We start from the raw sequence: 22,346 nt of genomic DNA on the forward strand, positions 1-22,346 counted from the left end.
CAGCGCCCGCGTGGTCACCGCCGTCGCCGCCCGACTCGGGCACACCCTCGACGCCGGGCAGGCGCGGGCCGCGATGGCCTGGGTGAAGCCCCGGGGCCGGGGCCCGGTCAGGCGATCGAGAAGGTCACGACCGACTGGTAGGTGTCGGCGAACATGAACGGCGGCAGCTGGAGCATCGCCGCGCCGCCCACGGCGAACTCGCCGCCGGTCAGCTCGTCACCGCCGGCCGCCTGCGAGGCGATCTTGAGCGGGGTGTCCGTGATCGCGCCCGGGGTGCCCGCGGAGCAGGTGCTCGGGCTGTCCGGGTTGGTGACGGTGCAGGTCGGCTGGATGCCGATCTGCGCCTTCGCCATCGAGTGGCCGGTCGTCTGGTTCAGGAACGGCGTACGGGTCGCCGTCACGTCCCAGCCGAGGCTGCCGCCGCGGAAGTCCTGGACGGTGGCCGCGTTGAAGGCGCCGAACACCGACTGGGACTTGCCGTTGATGGTCACCGCGCCGAAGCTGACGGCCGGCTGGCCGTCCTTCGGGCCGAGGGCCAGCGGGCCGGGCAGCACCTCGATGTCGACCGGGTTCTGGACGCCCGCCTGCTCCTCGACGAAGACGAAGGGCTTGGGCGGGAGCACCGAACCGTCGATCTTGATCGCGTCGGCCTTCTTGGTGACCGTGATGGCGCAGGTGGCGGCGCCCGACGCGTCCGCCGTGCCGGCACCGGTGTCACCGGTGGCGCCGCCCGCGAGGAGGGCGGAGCAGGTGACCGGGCCCGCCGGGAAGTTGGCGCCGGTGACGGTGACGGCGGTGCCCGCCTTGCCGCTGTTGGGCGTCAGCCTGGTGGTCGCCGGGTCCTTCGGCAGGGCCTCCACGGCGATCGAGCCGACGGAGGCGCTGGGGCGCGGCTCCGGCGTGCAGGTGGTCGTGTAGATCGTGCCGCCGAGGTCGGCGTCGGTGATCACCTGGTCGATGGTGATCTGGAGGGTGGTGCCCTCGGTGCCGTCGGGGATGGTGATGTTCCCGCTGAACGCCGGGGGGTTGGCCTTGACGTTGGCTTCCTGGTGGCTGGGGACGGCCGGGCTCGTGACCGTCTGGGCGACCCCGCCGACGAGCAGTTTCGCCTTGATCGTGTTCACCGTGTCGATGGTGAACATCGGGATGACCGGGGTCTCGCCCGGGTCGATGGTGATCGGCACGCTCTGGCCGGCCTTGGCGGTGTCCGGCACCGTGATCGTGAAGTCCTGGCTGCCGTTGGCGCCCGGCTGGGGCGCGGGGGCGACGCACTTCTCGAAGACCGCCGTGGTCTTGGTCGCGGCCTGAGCCGTCCCCGTCAGGGCCACCACGCCGCCCGTGAGGGCCAGGGAAAGGGCGCCCGCCCCGGCCAGAACTCTTCGTCGGAACGTTGTACTCACTGGGTCGCGACTCCTTCGTCAGACGAACCCCTCCCCCCACCCGCTGTGGGGAGGAGGTCGAGCCGGTGCGGATGGCCGTCATTGACGCGTCGCGGTCTTGAGATGTCAATGGATTGCTTTGGCGCGAAGCACACAGACATTGATGTCCCATCAGACCCGGTCTGATGGGACATCGGATACCGACCGGTCGGTGACTCGCGCGCGGGGTGACGGGTGGAGCCGGTGGGGTGTGAGGGGGGGTAGGCGACCTGCGGGCTTGCGGGCAGTGGGCCCGCAGGCCTGCGGCTCAGCGAGTCAGCGGTCGGTCGGGAGGTGCAGGAGCAGGTTCGGGGTTCCGGCCGGCAGTCCGGTGATCCGGTCCGACACGGCGGCGCGCACCAGGGCCTGGCCCACCTGGGCAGGGGTGCGGGCGGTCCCGGCCGCCAGGACCAGCGCGGCGGCGCCCGCCACGTGCGGGGCGGCCATGGAGGTGCCCGAGGCGCGGGCGAGTGCCGTCGGGGAGCCCTTCCAGGCCGAGGTGACGGCCACGCCGGGCGCCGAGATGTCCACGCAAGAGCCGTAGTTGGAGAACGAGGGGCGGCGGTCGGAGGCGTCGGTGGCGCCGACCGTGAGGGCCTGGGGGACGGCCGCGGGGGAGCCCGCGCAGGCGTTCCGGCCGTCGTTGCCGGCGGCCGCGGTGAAGGTGATCCCCGAGGCCACGGCGCGGATGACGGCGGCGTCCATGGCGTGGCTGCGGGTGCCGCCCATGCTCATGTTGGCCACGTACGGGCCCTTCGGGGTGATCGACGCCATGCCCTTGGTGGCGTCCTTCACCATCCAGTCCAGGCCCTTGAGGATGGCCGACAGGCTGCCGTCGCCCCGGCAGTCGGCCACCTTCACGGCCACCAGGGAGACCCCCTTCGCGACCCCGTACGTGGCGCCGCCGATGGTCGCGGCGACGTGCGTGCCGTGGCCGTTGCAGTCGTTCGCGCCCCCCATGAACACCGTGTTGACGCCGGAGCGGGCGCGTCCGCCGAACTCCTCGTGGGCGGTGTTGATGCCGGTGTCGACCACGTAGACGGTGACGCCTTCGGCCTTCGTGGCGTACGTGTAGGCGCCGTCGAGGGGGAGTTCGCGCTGGTCGATGCGGTCGAGGGGCCAGGGTGCGGTCGATTGGGTGGTCGTGACGGGAGTGGTGGGAGCGGTGGGCGCGGTGGGCGCGGTGACGGGGGCGGTCGGGGCGGCGGGTGTGGTGGGTGTGGCCGGGGCGGTCGTTCCGACCGGGGGCACGGGCGTCGGCGGGGTGTCGTCGGAGATCCGGAACCGCGTGTCCGCTTCCACCGAGGCCACCCGGGGATCGGCGGCGAGCGCGGCGGCGCGGGCCGACGTCGTGCGCACGGCGAAGCCGTTGAGGGCGGTGTCGTAGACCGGTCCGACCTGGTCGCCCGCTTCGGCGGCCTCGGCGGCGAGGGCGCGGGTCGGGGCGCGGCCGGTGGTGTCCTTGAGGACGACGACGTAGGGGGCGACGGAGGGGTCGCGCCCCTCGGCGGAGGCGGTCGCCGGGTGCGGGGGGAGGACGGTGGCGGCCGCCAGGAGGGCGGCAGCCGGGAGGAGTGCGGTCAGTGCGGTCATGCGGCCGATGCTCTGCCCGCCCGGGCGGCGGCGCGCGGAGGGTGCGCCGATCGGCCGCACGACACGCCGTCGCGGGAGTGTCAGGCCGGGTCGGCGCCGAGGTCCCAGCCGTGCATGGTGAAGACCCCTTCGTCCTCCGAGCCGGCCGCGCCGTAGGTGGCGAGCGCGGGTTCGTTGTCGGTGTCGACGCCCACCCACATGCCGTAGCAGCCGCGCGCCTTGGCCTCCTCCGCGAGGGCCCGGGTCAGGTCCCGTCCGATGCCGCGCCGCCGGTACCCCTCGTCGACGGACAGCTCGTACAGGCACATCTCGGTGCCCTTGTCGGGGTGGGTCATCTCGACGCCCGAGACCATGCCGGCGGGCACGCCGTCCACGTAGGCGATGAGCATCAGGTGGCCGGACGAGGCGAGGAAGCGCTCCGACCAATCGGGGCGGACCGGACCGTCGAAGAGCCCTTCGGCGGCGACGAGTTCGGCGGCGGTGCGAGCACGGCGGATCTCCATGCGGGCAGCGTAGGGGTGATCGTGTGACCATGCCGGGATGACGACACGTGAGGGTGGGTTCGAGGAGGCCTGGGAGGGCGCGCCGGAAGCCGTACGGCGAACCCTCGGGCTCGCCTACGAGTCCCTGACCGCCGGGGGCCTGGCGGTGGGGGCGGTGCTGACGGACCCGGCGGGAAGGGTGCTCGCCCAGGGTCGCAACGAGGCGTACGCCTCGTACGGGGCGTATGAGGCGTACGGGGCGCAGGGGGTGTCTGGGGCGTCTGGCGGCGGTCCGGGTACCGGCCCGCTCCGGGGCACCCCACTGGCGCACGCCGAGATGAACGCGCTCGGGGCCGCGCGCACGGGCTGGGTCCTCGGCTCCGCCACGCTGTGGAGCACGCAGGAGCCCTGCCCGATGTGCGCGGCGGCGGCCGCCTTCACGGGGGTGGGCGGGGTGCGGTACCTGGCGCCCGACCCGTGGGCGCTGAGCGAGGGCTCCGCCGGGACCTCGGGGGCGACCGCCGTGGAGGGCGGGGGCGGGGTCTGGCCGCTCGTGGCGAACCTGATGTTCCTGCGGAGCGTCGCGGTGGCGCACCGGGGGCCCGCCGAGCCCGCAGTACTGGCCCACCACCGCACCGTGGAACCGGAGACGGTCGCCCTGCACGAGGCGGTCCCGGCGGGCCTGCCGGATGCGGCGTCGGTGGCGGAGTGGCTGGCGGGAGTCTGGTCGCCGGTCACCGGGGCGGCGGCCACCCGGGCGGACCGGCTGGAGCGGCAAGCCCCGTATCCCGCCCGACCCGAGGCCCGACCCCGGCCCTGACTCTGACCTCGGCCCCGACTATGACCCCGACCCCGGCGCGGACCGAGACCGGGTCCGGCCGCCGCTCAGGTCGTGCGCAGGGCCAGCGCGGCGGCGTACCCGTCCGGGGCCGACAGGTCGGACAGGGACCAACCCGTGACCGGCGCGGGGGTGGCCGCCGAACCGACGTACGGCTCGGCCACGCCGAGCGCGAGGCCCGTACCGGTGGCCTTGAGGTAGGCCTCCTTGCGGCACCAGACCCGGGCCAGGGCAGCCTGACGCTCCTCCACCGCGAGCGCGGTGAGCTCCGCCGTCTCGGCGGGGTGCAGGGTGTGCAGGACGTCCGCCACCGCCTGGGGGCCGGGCAGGCCCTCCACGTCGACGCCGACGGGAACCCCGGCGAAGGCGAGGTACGCCACGTCCTCGCTGTGCGACAGCGAGAAGTGCACCGCGCCGCCGGCCACGGCGGGCCGACCGTGCGGCCCTCCGCAGCACGGACACTCCTCGCGGACGAGCGACACCTTCTCCGGGGGCAGCCCGAGGTATCCGCCGAGCAGGATCCGCAGCCCGAGGTGCGAGGCGAGGTAGCTGCGCCGGTCGTCTGCCCGCAACAGCCGCGCGGCCCGGTCCTGTTCGGTCGCGTCCAACAGCGCCCGCGCGCCGCCGACCTCGCGGCCGCCGATCACCTCGCGCGTGGTGTCCAACGACCACACCGCCACGGCCGCGCCCACGGGAAGCGGGCCGATCCGGGGCTCCTCACCGCCGAGGTGGTTCACGTACTCGATCACCTGATGAGAGTAGTCGAGCCCGTGACCGGAGCGGCTACCCTCGGCCGCTCCACACCCGGTTCGCATTCAGGGGGAACACACCGTGCACAGTGCTGTCGTGACATCGCGGGGCGATCGGATCCGCTGGGTCGAACTCCCCGGGGAGGCTCCGGCCCGCGTCTACCTCCACGGACTCGGCTCGACCTCGCCCGCCTACTTCACGGCGAGCGCGGTGCACCCGCTGCTGGCCGGCCGACGCTCCCTGTTGGTCGACCTGCTGGGCCACGGGCACAGCGACCGGCCCGAGGGGTTCGCCTACACGTTGGAGGCACACGCGGACGCCCTCGCGCAGGCCCTCGTGCAGGCCGGGATCGGCGGCGACGCCGACGGAGCCGACGCCGACGCCGACGCCGATGGAGCCGACGCCGCCGGCGGCGCCGAGGTGATCGCGCACAGCATGGGCGGCGCGGTGGCCATCGTGCTGGCCGCCCGCCACCCGCGGCTGGTCTCCCGCCTCGTCCTGGTCGACGCCAACCTGGACCCGCAGGTCTCCGTTCGCGGGGTGGCGGGCTCCTCCGGCATCGCCTCGTACACGGAGGAGGAGTTCCTCGCCGGCGGCTGGGCCGAGGTGCGCGACCGGGTCACCCCCCACTGGTGGTCGACGATGCGGCTGGCCGGCCGTACTGCCCTGCACCGCAGCGCCGTTCACCTCGCGGCGGGCACTACCCCCACGATGCGGGAACTGCTGCTGGAGCTGAAGATCCCGCGCGGGTTCCTCCACCCGGAGGCGGACGGAACGCTCTCCGGAGCCGAAGCCCTGGAAGCCGCCGGCGTTGCCGTCGTCGCCCTTCCGGACTGCGGGCACAACATCATGCTGGACAACCCGGAGGCCTTCGCCCGAGCCACAGCCGAGCTCCTCGCCTAGGCCGTCTCTTTCGGATCCTGCCGGGCCCGGCAGGATCCGAAAGTCAGCCGCGTACCGCCGTCGTCACCGAGGCGGGGGCGAGGGGCGCACCGCTGCCGCGCCGGCTCGCTCCCGGGGAGGGCGTGCCGTCGGTCCAGGCATAGACCTGCTTGCCGCGCACCGCGACCTGGTACTGGTAGGCGTCCCGGCACTCGGTCCGCTCGCCGGCGCGCAGGTCCCCCGGCCACCAACGGGCCCCCAACCGCGGCTCCCCGACCTTCTTCGGAGTGCCGGCCGTGCACTTCGGCCCGTCCAGGGGGGTCGTGCCGAGGGTGAACCGGATCAGCCGGGTGTGGCCGTCGGTGCGCGCCTTTATTCGGACGTTGGTGGCGTCCTTGGGTATCCAGCCGGGCAGGACGAACGCTCCGTCGCCGCGCGTGGGCGCGTCGGCGGCGGTGGCGAAACGTCGGCCCTTCTCGCCGAACATCTGGTTGTTGAGGCTGTCGGTGACCGGGTTGGGCGGCAGGTTGGGCAGGGCGAAGGCGGCCGTGGCGAGTGCTCCCACGATGGCGGCGGCGATGACGAGAGAACGGCGGCTCATACCCACAAGTGTTCGTGGGGCGAGCCTTTCGCGCGTCCCTCCCCGGTACGAACTTCTCCTCTGCCGGAAGTCGCACACGGCGTCATACCTGAGAGGGGCGCAAGCCCTTGGGACCGGGACCGTGGTACGGCCCGGTCCCACCCTCGCGCCCCGGACCGGGTCACCGGCGTAACCCCTCGCGCCCAAGGGAGTTGGCCGGGCGGCACACCCACCGCCGCCACCCCCGCCACCAGCCCCACCCACCCCCGCCACCAGCACCACCCCACCCCCGCCACCAGCACCACCCCACCCCCGCCACCAGCCCCGTCCCGCTCCAGCTCCGTCCCGGAGGACTGCCGTGCGCCCTCGTCGGCCCGCCCGCCTGCTCGCCCTCGCCGTGGTCACCGCCACCCTCGCCCTGGCCCCACCCGCGTCGGCGACGTCGGCGGCCGCGCTGGTCCCCGCCGACAAACCGCAGGTGCTGAGCCGCTGGACGCGCATCGACGCGGCCGGCTACGCGGAGTGGGCCGACGCCCGCGCGCACCGGGCCGACTGGGCCGCGTACGCGTTCGACTGGTCCACGGACTACTGCACGTCCTCCCCGGACAATCCGCTCGGATTCCCCTTCCGCATGGCCTGCGCGCGCCACGACTTCGGCTACCGCAACCACCGGGCCGCCGGGGCCTTCGCCGAGGCCAAGCCCAGGCTGGACGAGGCCTTCCACGCGGACCTACGGCGAGTCTGCGCCACTTACGCGGGCCTCCAGCGGACCTCGTGCGAGGCCACGGCCTGGACCTACTACCAGGCCGTCAGGACCCTCGGGGTGGCCCCGACCCCCGTTTCGAGCCCCACCACGTGAACGGAAACGGCCCGGCGTGCGCGTGCGCGCCCGGCGCCGACGCACCCGGGAGCGGCCGTGCTGCTCCGCCGCGGTGATCACCGCCGGCGTCCTCGGTCCGCCGGACCGCTGCCACCCCCGCGAGGGGTTTCCCAGGTGCTTACGCCGGCGCTACGGCGCCCTCGTTAATGTGCCGCTGACCTGCACAAAAGCCCTCCGCGAGGGAGGGCTTGAGGGTAGGACGGGAAAGTGCCCCCGGCAGGACTCGAACCTGCGGCCAAGTGCTTAGAAGGCACCTGCTCTATCCACTGAGCTACGGGGGCCGGAAGGTGGCCGTGGTGGGCCTGGAGCCCCGTGGTGCGGGTGGGACTGGGGTCCGTGCCGGGTCAAGGATAGGGCTCCGGTCGCCTTGTCCCGGTTGCTTCACCCGCGTGCCACGATGTGGAGGTTCGGTGAAGCGGTCCCGATAATCGCAGGCAGGTGCGATTCTCGCATCGCTTTTGCGCCGCGTCGCCCCGGGTGTTGTGCACTCGTTATGCCTGCGTCCCACTCGTCCGCGGTGTCCAGGATGTCCCTCCGAGGTCGCGCTCGGCGCGCAGGGGGCGTATAAGCTTCAAAAATGGTCCCAAATTGGGCATTCTTCACATGTGGTGACCTTGGATGTTCGGCCTCAGCTGCTCGATGCCCTGTCCGCCCTGCGCGACAGGGTCGCGTCCGTGCGTCTGCCGCTGCCCCTGCCCGGCGCCCCACGCGCCCGCCAAACCAGAGCCGAGCTGCTCGCGCAGCTCGACGACTACCTCGTACCCCGGCTGAAGGCGCCCGAGGCGCCGCTGCTCGCCGTCGTCGGCGGGTCCACCGGGGCCGGTAAGTCCACCCTCGTCAACTCCCTCGTCGGCCGCCAAGTGAGTGAAGCCGGGGTGCTCAGGCCGACGACACGGACCCCCGTGCTCGTCTGCCATCCGGATGATCATCACTGGTTCGCCGGGATGCGGATCCTGCCCGACCTGATGCGCCTCTGGGATCCCCAGGGGGAGGACGGCCTCCTCCCCGCCCCCAAGAAGACCCCCCTGCGCGGCCCAGGCCGCCACGACTCCTCCCGCGAGCTCCGCATCGAGACCGTCTCGACGATGCCGCGCGGCCTCGCCATCCTCGACGCCCCCGACATCGACTCCCTGGTGGTCGAGAACCGCACGCTCGCCGCCGAACTGATCTGCGCCGCGGACGTCTGGGTCATGGTCACCACCGCCTCGCGGTACGCCGACGCCGTCCCCTGGCACCTCCTGCGCACCGCCAAGCAGTACAAGGCCACCCTCGTCACCGTCCTCGACCGGGTCCCCCACCAAGTGCTCACCGAGGTCTCCCGGCAGTACGGGGCGCTCCTGACCCGGGCCGGGCTCGGCGACGTACCGCGCTTCACCGTGCCGGAGCTGCCCGAATCGGCCGGCGGGGGCGGGCTGCTGCCCGCCAGTGCCGTCGCGCCGCTCCTCGCGTGGCTCAGCCACCACGCCCACGACCCCGCCGCCCGTCAGTACGCCGTCGGACGGACCGCGCTGGGCGCGCTCGACTCCCTCGGGCGGCGGATGCCGGAGCTGGCCTCCGCCGTCGCCGCCCAGCACGCCGCCGCCGTACGGCTGACCTCGGCCGTCGAGGACGCGTACAAGCGGGAGGGCAAGCGGGTCCGTCACCGTCTGGACAAGGGGGCCGTACTCGCCGGCGACGCGTTGACGCGCTGGCGCGGCTACCCCCTCGACACCAGCGCCGACGAACTCCTCGACTCCCTCGCGGAATCCCTCGCCGCCCTCCTCCAGTGCGCCGTCGCAGCCGCCGACGAGCGGATCGCCGACGCCTGGCGGCGCGAACCCGCCGCCGGGGCGCTGGCCCTGCCCACGCCCGACCGAGAGGCGGCGGAACGTATCGGCATGGCCGTACGCCGCTGGCGGCGCGTTCTGGAGGAACTCGCCGAGGAGGAGGTCGCCCGGCTCGACAAGCAGCCCGCGCCCGACCCCGACAGCATCGCCGCCCTCCTCGTCGCCGCCCTCCTCGGAGGCAGGCGGGCCCGTCCGGCGGGCGAGAAGCTCGCCGAACGGATCGGCGTACAGGCGGCCGTGCGCCTGCGCGACCGGGGCGGGGAACTGGTCGGAGAACACCTCGATCAGGTGCTCCGCGCCGAACGGGACCGCCGGCTCGCCCCCCTGGAGGCGCTCGAAGTGACCCCGGAACCACAGGCCGAGCTGATCGCCGCGCTGTCCGTACTGCAGAAGGAGAGGTGACGCGGTGACCGCCCTGACCGACCGCGACCGCACCGACGACCGCTGGGACGACGGACTGATCGCGCGCTCGCGCCACCGGGCCACCCGAAAGGGGGTCCGGCGGGTCTTCGGAAGGGCCTCCGCCGAGGGAACCCCGAACGCGGAGGGAGCGGCGGAGGAGTTCGGCCCCGGCGACGGCGACGGCGACGGCCGGCGCGACGCCGGCGACGGGCCGACCGACGTCCTCGACGGCTCCGATGACCTCGGCGACCTCGACGACGAACTGAGCGAGGGCGACGAGGCCCTCGTACGGGCCGTCTCGGGCGCCGGCAACGACAGTGGCAAGCCCCCTCCGCCCCCGCTCAGCCCCGAGGCCCAGGCCCTGCGGACCCGACTCGACGCCCTGCGCCAACTCGTCGGACTGTCCCGCACCCGCCTCGACGGCAAGACCCTCGCCGAAGCGGGCCGGGTCCTCGACGAAGCCGCGGCGCGCCGGGGGCTGTCCACGCAGCACACCGTCGTGGCCATCGCCGGAGCCACCGGAAGCGGCAAGTCCACGCTCTTCAACTCACTCGCCGGAGTGCAGATCTCCGACACCGGACTGCGCCGCCCGACCACCGCCGCCCCCATCGCGTGCAGCTGGTCGGACGGGGCCGCGGGGCTGCTGGACCGACTGGAGATCCCGGGGAGGCTGCGCCGCCGTCCCCGCGAGACCTCCGAGGCCGAGGCGCTGCGCGGGATGGTCCTCGTCGACCTGCCCGACCTGGACTCGGCGCTGGTCGCGCACCGCGACCACGTGGACCGGGTGCTGGCGCTGGTCGATGCCGTGGTGTGGGTGGTGGACCCGGAGAAGTACGCCGACGCCGTCCTCCACGAGCGGTACCTGCGCCCCCTGGCCGGGCACGCGGAGGTGACGTTCGTCGTCCTGAACCAGGTGGACCGGCTGCCCGGAGAGGCCGCCGACCTGGTCATGGACGATCTGCGCCGACTGCTGGACGACGACGGGATCGCGCTCGGCGAGCACGGCGAGCCGGGCGCCACCGTCCTCGGCATCTCCGCCCTGACGGGTGAGGGCGTCGGGGAACTTCGCGAACTCCTCGGACAGTTCACCCAGGAACGGGGCGCGGCCACCCGACGGATCTCCGCCGATCTCGACCGGGCCGCCGCACGCCTGCGGCCCCTGTACGTCGCCGACGGGCACGCCGGGCCCGAGATCGGGGAGGCGGCCCGCGCCGAGTTCGAGGACCGGCTCGCCGAGGCCGTCGGGGCCTACGCGGCCGGACTCGCCGCCGAACGGGCCTGGCGCCGCAACGCCGGCAAGGCCTGCGGCACGCCCTGGCTGCGGCTGTGGCGCTGGTACGAGGGGCGGCGCGCCCCGCGCACCCTGGCCGGTCTCGCCGCCCTCGCGGCGATCGGCCGGAACTCCGCCGTGTCCGCCGAGGCCCCCGTCGAGCAGGAGGTGACGGCCCGCCAGCGCGTGGAACAGGCGGTGCGGACCGTCGCGGACGAGGCGGTCATCGGGCTGCCCGACCCGTGGGCCCAGGCCGTACGGGAGACGGCGGTGCGCGGCGCCGAACAGCTCCCGGAGGCGCTGGACGAACTGGCGGTCACCCTGGGGCCCGTCGTCGCCGCGCCGGGAGCGAAGCCCCCGAGACCCACGTGGTGGCCGGCGGCGGTGCTGGCGCAGGCCGCCATGACGCTGGTGCAGATCTTCGGCGGCCTGTGGTTGGTCGGGCAGATCGTCGGAGTCATGGAGCCGAAGCTGCTGCCGCCGGTGCTGTTCATGGTGGCGGGGATCATCGGCGGGCCGCTGGTCGAGTGGGCCTGCTCGATCGCGGCGCGCGGCCCCGCCCGCAGGTGCGGGCAGGACGCGGAGCGCAGGCTCCGGCAGGCCGCGGCCGGTTGCGGCCGGGCGAGGGTGCTGGAGCCGGTGGCCGCGGAGCTGCTGCGCTACCGGGAGGTGCGCGAGCAGTACGCCACGGTCGCCGCAGGGGGGACGAAGTTGTCCACAACCCGCCAGTAGTCCACAGGCCCGAGCGGGAAGCGCGGGACCACCCCAGCATGGTCGTACCTCGTGCGGACCGTCCGTGCGGGCGACGGACATGGGGGAGGGCGACCGGGATGAACGACACCCTGGTGACGCTGGTGGGGCACGTGGCCACGCAGATCGACTTCAAGGAGACGACCGCCGGGCCGTCGGCGAGGTTCCGCTTCGCCGTGACACCGAGGTACTTCGACCGGCGGAGCGACTCCTGGACGGACGGTGCCACCAGCTTCTACACCGTGTGGGCGCGGCGGGTGCTGGCGGTGAACCTGGCGAGTTCCGTCGCCGTGGGGGAGCCGCTGGTGGTCCACGGGCGGTTGCGGGTCCGGGAGGAGCCACCGGACGGCGACGGAGTGCGGTGGTTCTCGGCGGACATCGACGCGATCTCCATCGGGCACGACCTGAACCGCGGAACGGCGGCCTTCCGGCGGGTGGTCAAGACGGACACGCCACTGATGGGGCCTCAGAAGGCGGCGGTGGTCTGAGTGTTCGAGCCGGTTAGGATTCCCCGATACTCACGGGCACCTGGGCCTTCGGCCCGAAGGGGAAGACTGTGTCGATCGCTGTTCCCGCATCCTCCGCGTCCTCTCATCCCGCCGCGCCCGGAACGGGCGGTGGGCCGTCGGCCGACGCCGGTCCGGCCGCGCCGGCCGTTCCGCTTCCAGCCGCTGCCGCTCCTGCGGGGGTGGGCGCGGTCTCGGTGGTGGGCCGCCGTGCCCTCGCCGACGCGGCCACCCCGTCCACGACGGTGGTGGGGGCCGGGGACTTCGACACGGAGCCCGTCCTCCACCCCGGTCGGCTGCTTCCCGAGCCCCGTTCCGCTTCCGTCCCCGTCGTGGGGGCCGCCCCCGTCGCGGCCGCCGGCCTGGCCGGTGCGGAAGCCGCGACCGCCGCGCCGGGGCGGGGTTCCGTGCGCCGGCCCCTCGCCGTGGCCCTGCTGGCCGCGGCCCTCGCCGGGGCGCCCGGAGCGGCGGCCGCCGCCGACTCCGACCAGTCCTTCGGCCGGGCGGCCGAGGGCGCGAGCGCCGTGCTCGACGGGCTGAAGACGTACGGCCAGGCGGTCCTGCGCACCGGGGACGGCTCGGTCCGGCAGATCCCGGCCGGGCTGTACGAGATGCGGGTCGACGGCGGCGGCATGCTCCAGACGTACGGGGTCGGCAGCACGGGCTCCGCGCAACCCCAGGCCCGGTACACGGAAGGCGGCTGGGGCGGCAGCCCGCTCGCAGGGAACGCCGAGGCCGGACGGATCCGCTGGGTGCTGGAGCACTCCTATCCGCAGCGCAACGACCTGGCCGGGCTGGCGAAGGAGGCCGGCGCCGGAGCGCTGACCGCGGAGAGCGCCGCCGCCGGAACCCAGGTCGCGATCTGGCGGATCGCCGACGGAGCGACGGTGGAGGCCGCCGACCCGGCCGCGGAACTGCTGGCCGACTACCTCCAGAAGGCGGCCGCCCCGATGCCGGAGCCGCCGGCCTCGCTGGGGCTGGACCCCGGCCGGGTGTCCGGTCCGGTCGCCGGCCCCGTCGGCACCAGGATCGGTCCGGTCACCGTGCGGTCGGGCGCGCAGAGCGTGACCGTCACCCCCGACGCGGCCGCCCTGGCCATGGGGGTGCGGGTGGTGGACGAGGAGGGACGGCCGGTCGAAGCCGCGGGCAACGGCAGCCGCCTCTACTTCGAGGTCCCCGTCGGGACGCCGGACGGTTCCGCTTCCGTCACCGTGCAGGGTTCGACCAAGGTGCCGGTCGGGCGGGTCTTCACCAGCGGGATCCCCGCCGAGACGCAGATCGTGGCCGGCTCCAGCGAGTCCGCGACGGGCTCCTCCGCCACGGCCGTCTGGCCGGGGCGCGGCGACGACACCTCGGGGACCGTCGGCACCCTGGCCCGGACCGCCGAGGTGCCGACCGGCGGGGAGGATGCGGCGCGGGAGCCGACGGCCTCGCCGGAGGGGGAGCTGCTGGCCACCAGCGGCAGCTCCGCCGCCACCCCGGTGATCGCGGGGCTCGCGGTGGGCCTGGTGGTGCTGGGCGGGATGGTGGTCCTGCTGCTGCGCAAGCGGCCGCTGGACGAGGAGGACGGCGCCTGAGACCCGCGAGGGCGGCGCGAACGGGCGGGGGAGGAGTGAGGACCGGTTCCGGATCCGCGCCGCGGGGTAGGCGCTGGAAATGGCTGATCAGGAGTTGACCTGGCGGGGCGCGGTCGCACGGGCGGACCGGCGACTGTTCGACGAGGTGGCCCGGAGGCACTGGCCCGGGGCCGACCGGGTCCTGCCCCGGCTGGGCCGGGCCGCCAACCACGGGGTGCTGTGGGGCGGCACGGCGGCCGCGATCGCCGTCCTGGGCTCGACCCGTGCCCGCAAGGCGGCCCTGCGCGGCGCCGCCTCGCTGGCACTGGCCTCGGCGACGATCAACACCGTCGGGAAGTGGTCGGTCCGCAGGCCCCGGCCGCTGCTGGACGGGGTGCCGATGACGCGGCGGCCCACCGTGCCGCCGTGGACCACCTCGTTCCCGTCCGGGCACGCCGCCTCGGCCTTCGCCTTCACCGCCGGCGTGGCCCTCGAATCCCCCGGGTGGGGGCTCGCGGTGGCGCCCGTGGCGGCGTCGGTCGCCTTCTCCCGCGTGTACACCGGGGTGCACTACCCCTCCGACGTACTTACGGGCGCGGCGCTCGGGGTGGCCGCGGGGTTCGTCGTACGCCGCCTCGCGCGCGGCGCCGAGGTAGCGCGGGCCGTGGCGGGCGACGAGCGCCCGGCGGCCGGGGTGCCGGCGCTGCCCGAAGGAGAGGGCCTGACGGTGGTGGTGAACACCGGATCGGGCACGGTCGCCACGGTGGGGCTCGACCGGCTGCTGCGGCAGCTGCCGAAGGCGGAGGTCGTCGAGTGCACGGGCGAGGAGCTGGAGGAGGCCCTGGCGTCCGCCGCCTCCCGGTCCGCCGTGCTCGGCGTCTGCGGAGGCGACGGTACGGTCAACGCCGCCGCCACCGCCGCCCTGCGCGCCGGGGTACCCCTCGCGGTGTTCCCCGGGGGCACCCTGAACCACTTCGCGCTGGACCTCGGCCTCGCCGGGCCCGAGGACACCTGCCGCGCGGTCGCCGCGGGCGAGGCCGTCCGGGTCTCGGTGGGCCGCTTCACCCCGACCGACGGGACCGACGACGGGGCGGCCCGGTACTTCCTGAACAACTTCAGCATCGGCGCCTACCCCGAGCTGCTGCGCCACCGCCTGCACTGGTCCCCGCGAATCGGGAGCGGCCCCGCCGCGGTGCTCGCCGCCTTCCGGGTGCTGCGCGCGGAGCGGCCCGTACGGCTGACCCTGGCCGGGCGGCCCCGCAGCGTCTGGCTGCTCTTCGCGGGCAACGGCACCTACCACGGCACCGGCCCCACCCCCCGGCGCCGTGACAGCGTCGGCGAGGGCCTGCTCGACCTGCGCCTCGTCCACGGCGGGGGCCGGCCGGGCTCCCGCCTGCTGGCCGCCGCCTTCACCGGCCCCCTGAGCCGGTCCCCCGTCCACGCCGCGACCCGCCTGCGGAGCCTGCGCGTCGCGGACGTCCCCGCGGGCACCCCGCTCGCCTACGACGGTGAGTACGCCAAGGCCCCGGGCTCCCTCGTCCTCGAAGCCCTCCCCGACGCCCTCACCGTCTACCGCCCCCGCTGACCCGACCCCGACCCCGGCCGCCCGCCCCCGTCGCCGCCCCGCCTGCCCGACGGGGCGCAGGTCAGGGCGCCGGGGTCTTACGCGTTTCCCCCGACGTATGGACGCCTGGCAAGATGGGGTGTATCTGCCCACCATCGATCTGCCGGACGGTTTCTCTTGGCTGAGTTCATCTACACCATGCGCAAGACGCGCAAGGCGCACGGCGACAAGGTGATCCTTGATGACGTCACCTTGAACTTCCTGCCCGGCGCGAAGATCGGTGTGGTCGGCCCGAACGGCGCCGGTAAGTCCACCGTTCTGAAGATCATGGCGGGCCTGGAGCAGCCGTCCAACGGCGAGGCGTACCTGTCGCCCGGCTTCACCGTCGGCATCCTCATGCAGGAGCCCAAGCTCGACGAGTCGAAGACCGTCCTGGAGAACGTCCAGGACGGCGCCGCCGAGATCATGGGCAAGCTGAGGCGCTTCAACGAGGTCGCCGAGGAAATGGCGACCGACTACACCGACGCGCTCATGGACGAGATGGGCAAGCTCCAGGAGATCCTGGACCACGCCAACGCCTGGGACCTCGACGCCCAGCTGGAGCAGGCCATGGACGCCCTGGGCTGCCCGCCCGGCGACTGGCCGGTCACCAACCTCTCCGGTGGCGAGAAGCGCCGCGTCGCGCTCTGCAAGCTGCTGATCGAGGCCCCGGACCTGCTCCTCCTCGACGAGCCCACCAACCACCTCGACGCCGAGTCGGTGAACTGGCTGGAGCAGCACCTCTCGCAGTACGCGGGCGCCGTCGTGGCCGTCACCCACGACCGGTACTTCCTGAACAACGTCGCCGAGTGGATCCTCGAACTCGACCGCGGTCGCGCCCACCCGTACGAGGGCAACTACTCCACCTACCTGGAGAAGAAGGCCACGCGTCTCAAGGTCGAGGGCCGCAAGGACGAGAAGCGCCAGAAGCGCCTCAAGGAAGAACTCGAATGGGTGCGGTCCAACGCCAAGGGGCGTCAGACCAAGTCCAAGGCCCGCCTCGCCCGTTACGAGGAGATGGCCGCCGAAGCCGACAAGATGCGCAAGCTCGACTTCGAAGAGATCCAGATCCCGCCGGGCCCGCGCCTGGGCTCGATCGTGGTCGAGGTCAACAACCTCAACAAGGCGTTCGGCGACAAGGTCCTGGTCGACGACCTGTCCTTCACCCTGCCGCGCAACGGCATCGTCGGCATCATCGGCCCGAACGGCGCCGGCAAGACCACGCTCTTCAAAATGCTCCTGGGCCTGGAGGAGCCGGACTCCGGCTCCGTCAAGGTCGGCGACACCGTCAAGATCAGTTACGTCGACCAGAGTCGCGCCAACATCGACCCCAAGAAGTCCCTCTGGGCCGTCGTGTCGGACGAGCTGGACTACATCAACGTCGGCCAGGTCGAGATGCCGTCCCGCGCCTACGTCAGCGCCTTCGGCTTCAAGGGTCCGGACCAGCAGAAGGCCGCCGGCATCCTGTCCGGTGGTGAGCGCAACCGCCTGAACCTGGCGCTGACGCTCAAGGAGGGCGGCAACCTGCTGCTCCTCGACGAGCCCACCAACGACCTCGACGTCGAGACCCTCTCCTCGCTGGAGAACGCGCTCCTCGAATTCCCGGGTGCGGCCGTGGTCATCTCCCACGACCGTTGGTTCCTGGACCGGGTCGCCACGCACATCCTGGCGTACGAGGGCGACTCCAAGTGGTACTGGTTCGAGGGCAACTTCGAGTCGTACGAGAAGAACAAGATCGAGCGCCTCGGTGCGGACGCCACCCGCCCGCACCGCGCCACCTACAAGAAGCTCACCCGAGGCTAGGCCGAGACCATGGCCAGACATCACTACCGCTGCCCCCTGCGTTGGGCGGACATGGATGCCTTCGGGCACGTCAACAATGTCGTCTTCCTCCGTTACCTGGAGGAGGCGCGCATCGACTTCATGTTCCGCTTGGCGCCGGGGGAGGGCAGCGAGTCCTTCACGGGCGGATCCGTCGTGGCCCGTCACGAGATCGACTACAAGTTGCCGCTCGTGCACCGGCACGAGCCGGTGCTCATCGAGTCCTGGGTGACCCGGATAGGCGCCGCGTCCCTGACCATCCGCTACGAGGTCAAGGACGAGGCGACCGAGGACGCGCCCGAGACGGTCTACGTCCGGGCCGAGACGGTGGTCGTGCCCTACAACCTCGCCGAGGGGCGGCCCCGCCGCATCACGGCCGAGGAGCGGCAGTTCCTGAAGGAATACCTCGACGAGCCCGCGAAGACGTCCGAAGGGCGCCTCGCGGCATGAACGAGCAGCTGCGCTTCGCCGATTCCGGGGAGGCGGCGGACCTCGCCGCCTTCCTGGGCCGGCTGGTGCACTACGACCGCGCCGCCGCCGTCCGCCTGCAGGCGCGGGCGGGCGGCGGGGCGCTGGCCGTCTTCGGTCGGCCCCCGTCCTTCGACGTGCTCGCGGTGCGTGCCGTACGCCTGGCCGAGCCGCCCGCGACCCCGCTGGACGTGACCGTGTCCGCCGGGGAGCTGCTGGAGGCCGTCGACGAGAGCGGCGCCGGCGTCGTCGTACCCGGGCCGGTCACCGGCCCCCCGTGGGCCGGAGTGCTCCCGCCGCGCGGCGGCTGGCAGCCCGTCCCCGGACTTCCCGAGCCCCGGGCGATGGCCGCGGCCGTGGCCGGTGCCATCGCCGAGTTCCGGGCCCGTGACGAGGCCCTGCCCCCGCAGCACCGGACCCGTTCCGAGCGGGACCGCATCGGCCGCGAGATCTGGTCGCGCACCCTCGGCGACACCGAGCTGCCGCTGCGGGTCGTGCACGCCGCCCAGTCCCTGGGCTTCCTGCGGCCCGTACGGTCCACCGTGCCGCCCGCCCCGACCGACCCGGGCGCCCGCGCCGGGACCCCCGTCGCGCTGTTCGCCTCCGGCGGCTGGCTGCGGCTCAGCACCCCCTACGGGTCCGTGGCCACCCGGCGCCCCGGCCGCGTCGGCGGGCTCGGCGCCCTCCAGGTCCGACCGGTCTGAACGGCGGGCCCGACCGGTCCGAACCGGCCGGGCCCCGGCGCGTTCCCCGGGGTCAGGCCGTATTGATCATCGAGGCGGCCGCGTAGGTTAGGTACCGCCACAGCTGAGCCTCGTGCTCCGGCGCCAGACCCATCTCGTCCACCGCGACGCGCATGTGCCTCAGCCACGCGTCGTGCGCGGCCGCGTCCACCTGGAACGGCGCGTGCCGCATCCGCAGGCGCGGGTGGCCGCGGTTCTCGCTGTAGGTGGTCGGGCCGCCCCAGTACTGCATCAGGAACAGCGCGAAGCGCTCCTCGGCGGGCCCGAGGTCCTCCTCCGGGTACATCGGACGCAGCAGAGGGTCCCCCGCGACCCCTTGGTAGAAGCGGTGGACCAGACGGCGGAAGAAGTCCTCGCCGCCCACCAGCTCGTAGAAGGTCGTCTCCTGGACGGTGCTCTGCGGATCGTCATTCACCGGACCATCGTCTCAGACGCCCGGACGGGGGACGCCGGTCCCGGGTCGTCCCCCGGGGCGAGCGGGACGGGCGGGGCGAGCGGTCGCACGCCGGGGCCGTGCGCAGCACAGTGGAGACATGACGACGGGCGGTACGGAGAGGGACCTGCGCGCGATCGCGCACGCCGCCCAGGTACGGGAGCTGGAAACCGCCGGAGCACTCGACGACCCGGCCTGGCGCGCGGCCTTCACCGCGGTGCCCCGGCACGTGTTCGTGCCCTGGTTCTGGACCGGGCGCGGGGCCGGGCACGAGCGGCTGTGGGCCGAGGACCCCGACCCCGAACGGCGGGCCCGCTGGCTGCGCGGGGTGTACGCGGACGCCCCGCTCGCCACCCGGCTGCGCGACGGCGAGCTGGTCTCCTCCAGCAGCCAGCCCTCCCTGATGGCGAGGATGCTGGACGCCCTGGACGTGCGCGACGGGGACAACGTGCTGGAGATCGGCGCGGGGACCGGCTACAACGCGGCCCTGCTGTGCCACCGGCTCGGCGAGGACCTCGTCACGACCGTGGACCTCGACGAGGAGATCACCGAGTCGGCGCGGGCCCACCTGGCGCTGCTCGGCTACCGGCCGACCGTGGTCACCGGGGACGGGGCGCGCGGCTGCCCCGCCCGCGCCCCCTTCGACCGGATCCTGGTCACCTGCACCCTGCCGCTGATCCCGCCCCCCTGGCTCGGCCAGTGCCGGCCGGGGGCGCGGATCCTGGCCCCCCTGTCCACCGGGCTGATCGCCCTCACGGTCGAGGACGCCGAGCTGGCGGAGGGCCGCTTCCTGCACACCCCCGCCTACTTCGTCCCCCTGCGCGGGGCCACGGCCTCGCCGTACCCGGCGGGCAGGACCGGTCCGCTGCACGGGGTTCCGTACGACCTGGCGGAGAACGAGCGCTTCCAGTTCCTGCTGGTCCTGACCGCGGGCGTACTGCACCCCCGGGAGGCGCTGGACCTGTGGCGGCGCGAGGACCGGCCGCCGCGCGAGCGCTTCGGCGTCACCGTGACCCCGCGGGGCCAGTGGTCCTGGCTGGACGACCCCCAGGGACCCTACGTATGGCCCCTGGGGGAGCCGGACACGGCCTAGGACCGGCCCCGGCGGATGGTGATGGTGGTCCAGGCGCCCACGTGGACGCGGTCGCCGTCGCCGAGCGGGATGGGGACGTAGGGCTGGATCGGCTCCTCGCCCCCGTTGATCGTGGTGCCGTTGGTGGAGTTCTGGTCGACCACGGCCCAGCTCAGGTCGGGCTGCTGGACGAGCACCGCGTGCTGGTGGGAAACGCCCGGGTCCTCCGGGGGCACCGACAGGTCGACGTCGGGGGACTCGCCCGTGGAGGCACGGCGGCGGCCGATCGTGATCTGGCCGCCGGTGAGCGGAAGGTGTTGCTCCGGGGAGTACGCGGGCAGGTTGAGCGCCGCGGCCTCGGGGCCGCTGCGGTGCATCATCGCCATGAAGTACGAGCGGTCGGGGCCGATCGTCGCCGTCCAGGAGACCGGACCGTGCTGCTGCTGGTGAGGCTGCTGGGGCTGGTGCTGCTGGGGCTGTTCTTGGTGCTGAAGGTTCTGCGGCGCGTAGGACTGCTGCTGTTGCTGCTGCGGGTACTCCTGCTGGTAGTACTCCTGCTGGTGAGGCTGCTGGTACTCCTGCTGCACGGGCTGGGCCGGCTGCGCGTGCGACGGCGGGGGCAGCAGCCAGTCGTCCTCGCGCTGGAGCGGCTCGGCCGGGCGGTTGACGCGGGACGGCCGGGAGCCCTGGTAGTCGAAGTGGTCCTGTGAGTAGACGGGTTGCGCCGACGGCGGCGGCGGCGGAGTCCCCCCGGAACCGGTACCCGCGCCCGTGCCCGGGCCGTTCCCCGGGCCGCTGCCGGCGCCGCCACCGGGCGCCGGGTCCGGGGCGAGCGGCATGTACGAGGTCGCCGAGCGCGTCAGGAAGTTGTACCGGCACTCCTCGCAGAACGGCGCCATGGCCTCGCGCGGCGTCCGGCACTGCGGGCACAGTTCGGCCTGGGCCGTGGGCTCGCCGGCCGTGGGGGGATAGCCGTATCCGTAGGAGGGCGCCGCGGGGGCGCCCGTGGGGGCGGCCATGCGGTGACCGCAGACCTCGCACCAGTCGTCGGAGGCGGACTGGTGCCCGTTCGGGCAGGTCGGCATCGCGGCGCTTCCCCCTTCTCCCCGCCCCACTCGGCAGGAATCTCGTCTAGCTCTTCTTCACTCGCACGGTCTGCGTGGAACGCGTTTCAAGGGTCATCTCGTCGGCATCGGCGACCTTCGCTTTCAGCCGCACAGTACCCGCCGCCACATCGACGACGTCCACCACCTTCGCCAGCAGTTTGGCAGTGTCCTCGTTCCCGGAAGCCCCGGCCAGCTGTACTGCCCGCCCCAATTTGGCCGTGGCGCCATCGACATCGCCCATTTTGCGGGCTTCCAACCCCTGTTGGATAGCCTGCGCCAGCTCCGCCTGCCCCGTGTAGTGCGCCACCTGCGGACTGATCGCGGTCGAGGCGGCCAGATCGTCGGTCCACACCGCCCGCACCAGACCCTGGGCGAGCGCGGGCCGCGGCTCGCCCGCCGGCCCGGGCAGGACCAGCGAGACGCGGGCGGCCAGCATCTCCTGGCCGATGGACGCGCCCGGCACCCGTACGCAGACGTGGTACTCGCGGGACTCGTCGCCCCAGGAGCCGGTCGGGTAGTCGCCCGCGCGGGGGCCCGCCTCGGTGCGCCGGGCGGTGAGGTCGTGAACGGTCGGCGAGACCTGCTTGACGTACTGGATCTCCGCGCCGACCGGGGTCCACAGGCGCAGCGCGACGTCCGCGACCTCCTTGCCCATGACGTTCTCCATCATGCGCGTGAAGTCCCCGGCCAGGTGGGCCGGATCGGCGACGATGTCGGCGGAGCCGAGCAGCGCGCTCGCGATCCCCGTCACCTCCTTCACCTCCCAGTCGGTGCCCACCCCGCGGGCGTCGCAGGTGAATCGGCCCGCGCAGGCGTCGAGGGTGGCCCGCAGCACGGCCGGCTCCTCGTGCTCGTTGCGCCCGTCGGTGAGCAGGATGCCGTGCCGGATGCCCGCCGACGAGCGGCGCAGCAGGCCGTCCGCGAGCCGGAGCCAGGTGCCGATGGCGGTGCCGCCGCCGGAGCGCAGGCCCCGCAGGGCCTCCTTGGCCTGGGCGCGGGTGGTGGGGTCGGCGGTGGCGAGGACTCCCTGGCCGGGGTAGACCTCGCGGGCCTCGTGGGTGCCGGCGACCACGGCGAACGCGGTCCCGTCGCGCAGGGTGTCGATCGCGGCGGCGGTCGCCTCGCGGGCGCCGCGCATCTTCTCCGGCGGATATTCCATGGAGCCCGAGCAGTCGACCATGATCACGACGGCCGCGTCCCGGCCGAGGGTCCGGGTGGCGGTCGCGCCGCCGGTGGAGGTGACCGTCACGATGGCGTGCACGTCCCGGCCGCCCTCGGGCAGGAACTCGTTCTGGTACACCTCCGCGCTGAAGCGCGGGGCGCTCGGCTTGGCGAAGTTCGCCATCGACTGGACTCCTCGGGGCTGC

General features: G+C 73.7%; 20 protein-coding genes and 1 tRNA gene. 12 read left to right on the forward strand and 9 right to left on the reverse strand.

Annotated features, from left to right (window positions below; translation table 11 throughout):
- Positions 1-107 precede the first annotated feature (107 nt).
- The 3 genes from ACIOD1_RS23625 to ACIOD1_RS23635 form a co-directional block, all read right to left on the reverse strand.
- Positions 108-1,400 carry a hypothetical protein gene (locus ACIOD1_RS23625; protein ID WP_365614909.1) on the reverse strand — a complete coding sequence of 431 codons (1,293 nt, stop codon included), beginning with the start codon at positions 1,398-1,400 and terminating at the stop codon, positions 108-110.
- A 294-nt stretch (positions 1,401-1,694) separates the two neighbouring features.
- The gene (locus ACIOD1_RS23630; RefSeq protein ID WP_401904445.1) at positions 1,695-3,011 is read right to left on the reverse strand and encodes a S8 family peptidase; all 1,317 of its coding nucleotides are present in this window, start codon (positions 3,009-3,011) and stop codon (positions 1,695-1,697) included.
- An 80-nt stretch (positions 3,012-3,091) separates the two neighbouring features.
- On the reverse strand, positions 3,092-3,514 hold the full coding sequence (locus tag ACIOD1_RS23635; RefSeq protein WP_365614903.1) for a GNAT family N-acetyltransferase: 423 nt from the start codon (positions 3,512-3,514) through the stop codon (positions 3,092-3,094).
- Between the two features lie 37 nt (positions 3,515-3,551).
- On the opposite strand from ACIOD1_RS23635, the gene ACIOD1_RS23640 reads away from it, so the two are divergent.
- Positions 3,552-4,313, forward strand: coding sequence for a nucleoside deaminase (locus ACIOD1_RS23640; protein WP_365614900.1), 762 nt, complete (start codon positions 3,552-3,554; stop codon positions 4,311-4,313).
- 65 nt (positions 4,314-4,378) lie between these two features.
- On the opposite strand, the gene ACIOD1_RS23645 is transcribed toward ACIOD1_RS23640, so the two are convergent.
- A complete protein-coding gene (locus ACIOD1_RS23645; RefSeq protein ID WP_365614897.1) occupies positions 4,379-5,080 on the reverse strand; it encodes a 4'-phosphopantetheinyl transferase superfamily protein in 702 nt (233 codons plus the stop codon).
- Positions 5,081-5,162: 82 nt separating this feature from the next.
- On the opposite strand from ACIOD1_RS23645, the gene ACIOD1_RS23650 reads away from it, so the two are divergent.
- Entirely contained in the window at positions 5,163-5,984 is an 822-nt protein-coding gene (locus tag ACIOD1_RS23650; RefSeq protein ID WP_401904448.1) for an alpha/beta fold hydrolase, read from the forward strand.
- A 43-nt stretch (positions 5,985-6,027) separates the two neighbouring features.
- On the opposite strand, the gene ACIOD1_RS23655 is transcribed toward ACIOD1_RS23650, so the two are convergent.
- Positions 6,028-6,564, reverse strand: a complete 537-nt coding sequence (locus ACIOD1_RS23655; RefSeq protein ID WP_401904450.1) for a hypothetical protein — start codon at positions 6,562-6,564, stop codon at positions 6,028-6,030.
- Positions 6,565-6,901: 337 nt separating this feature from the next.
- Here ACIOD1_RS23655 and ACIOD1_RS23660 point away from each other — a divergent pair, with 337 nt between their 5' ends.
- Positions 6,902-7,402 (forward strand): phospholipase, encoded by a 501-nt coding sequence (locus ACIOD1_RS23660; RefSeq protein WP_401904452.1) that lies wholly within the window; start codon positions 6,902-6,904, stop codon positions 7,400-7,402.
- Between the two features lie 229 nt (positions 7,403-7,631).
- Here the strand turns inward: ACIOD1_RS23660 and ACIOD1_RS23665 are convergent.
- A tRNA-Arg gene (locus tag ACIOD1_RS23665) sits at positions 7,632-7,704 on the reverse strand.
- 333 nt (positions 7,705-8,037) lie between these two features.
- Between ACIOD1_RS23665 and ACIOD1_RS23670 the strand changes: the two genes are divergently transcribed.
- The 8 genes from ACIOD1_RS23670 (at position 8,038) to ACIOD1_RS23705 (ending at position 18,329) form a co-directional block, all read left to right on the forward strand.
- Positions 8,038-9,651: a dynamin family protein gene (locus tag ACIOD1_RS23670; protein ID WP_365614888.1), complete on the forward strand. Its 1,614-nt coding sequence runs from the start codon at positions 8,038-8,040 to the stop codon at positions 9,649-9,651.
- Between the two features lie 4 nt (positions 9,652-9,655).
- On the forward strand, positions 9,656-11,653 hold the full coding sequence (locus ACIOD1_RS23675) for a GTPase (protein WP_401904455.1): 1,998 nt from the start codon (positions 9,656-9,658) through the stop codon (positions 11,651-11,653).
- 98 nt (positions 11,654-11,751) lie between these two features.
- Positions 11,752-12,159 carry a single-stranded DNA-binding protein gene (locus ACIOD1_RS23680; RefSeq protein ID WP_365614882.1) on the forward strand — a complete coding sequence of 136 codons (408 nt, stop codon included), beginning with the start codon at positions 11,752-11,754 and terminating at the stop codon, positions 12,157-12,159.
- 380 nt (positions 12,160-12,539) lie between these two features.
- Positions 12,540-13,754 (forward strand): TQXA domain-containing protein, encoded by a 1,215-nt coding sequence (locus tag ACIOD1_RS23685; protein ID WP_401904645.1) that lies wholly within the window; start codon positions 12,540-12,542, stop codon positions 13,752-13,754.
- Positions 13,755-13,833: 79 nt separating this feature from the next.
- Positions 13,834-15,318, forward strand: a complete 1,485-nt coding sequence (locus ACIOD1_RS23690) for a phosphatase PAP2 family protein (RefSeq protein WP_365614874.1) — start codon at positions 13,834-13,836, stop codon at positions 15,316-15,318.
- Positions 15,319-15,474: 156 nt separating this feature from the next.
- Positions 15,475-17,139 (forward strand): energy-dependent translational throttle protein EttA, encoded by a 1,665-nt coding sequence (gene ettA / locus ACIOD1_RS23695; protein ID WP_365614870.1) that lies wholly within the window; start codon positions 15,475-15,477, stop codon positions 17,137-17,139.
- A 9-nt stretch (positions 17,140-17,148) separates the two neighbouring features.
- On the forward strand, positions 17,149-17,607 hold the full coding sequence (locus ACIOD1_RS23700; RefSeq protein WP_365614867.1) for a thioesterase family protein: 459 nt from the start codon (positions 17,149-17,151) through the stop codon (positions 17,605-17,607).
- Entirely contained in the window at positions 17,604-18,329 is a 726-nt protein-coding gene (locus tag ACIOD1_RS23705; protein WP_401904458.1) for a hypothetical protein, read from the forward strand. The genes ACIOD1_RS23700 and ACIOD1_RS23705 overlap by 4 nt, the downstream gene beginning before the upstream one ends.
- Before the next feature lie 52 nt (positions 18,330-18,381).
- On the opposite strand, the gene ACIOD1_RS23710 is transcribed toward ACIOD1_RS23705, so the two are convergent.
- A complete protein-coding gene (locus ACIOD1_RS23710; protein ID WP_365614861.1) occupies positions 18,382-18,783 on the reverse strand; it encodes a globin in 402 nt (133 codons plus the stop codon).
- Between the two features lie 118 nt (positions 18,784-18,901).
- Between ACIOD1_RS23710 and ACIOD1_RS23715 the strand changes: the two genes are divergently transcribed.
- Entirely contained in the window at positions 18,902-19,894 is a 993-nt protein-coding gene (locus ACIOD1_RS23715) for a methyltransferase domain-containing protein (protein ID WP_365614858.1), read from the forward strand.
- On the opposite strand, the gene ACIOD1_RS23720 is transcribed toward ACIOD1_RS23715, so the two are convergent.
- Together ACIOD1_RS23720 and ACIOD1_RS23725 are read right to left on the reverse strand one after the other, a co-directional pair.
- Entirely contained in the window at positions 19,891-20,958 is a 1,068-nt protein-coding gene (locus ACIOD1_RS23720; protein WP_401904461.1) for an FHA domain-containing protein, read from the reverse strand. The two genes, ACIOD1_RS23715 and ACIOD1_RS23720, sit on opposite strands and share 4 nt — an antisense overlap.
- A 46-nt stretch (positions 20,959-21,004) precedes the next feature.
- On the reverse strand, positions 21,005-22,324 hold the full coding sequence (locus tag ACIOD1_RS23725; RefSeq protein ID WP_401904463.1) for a VWA domain-containing protein: 1,320 nt from the start codon (positions 22,322-22,324) through the stop codon (positions 21,005-21,007).
- Between the last annotated feature and the right edge of the window lie 22 nt (positions 22,325-22,346).

Origin of the sequence: Streptomyces sp. NPDC088097 (assembly GCF_044741845.1) — a bacterium.
Lineage (GTDB): Bacteria > Actinomycetota > Actinomycetes > Streptomycetales > Streptomycetaceae > Streptomyces.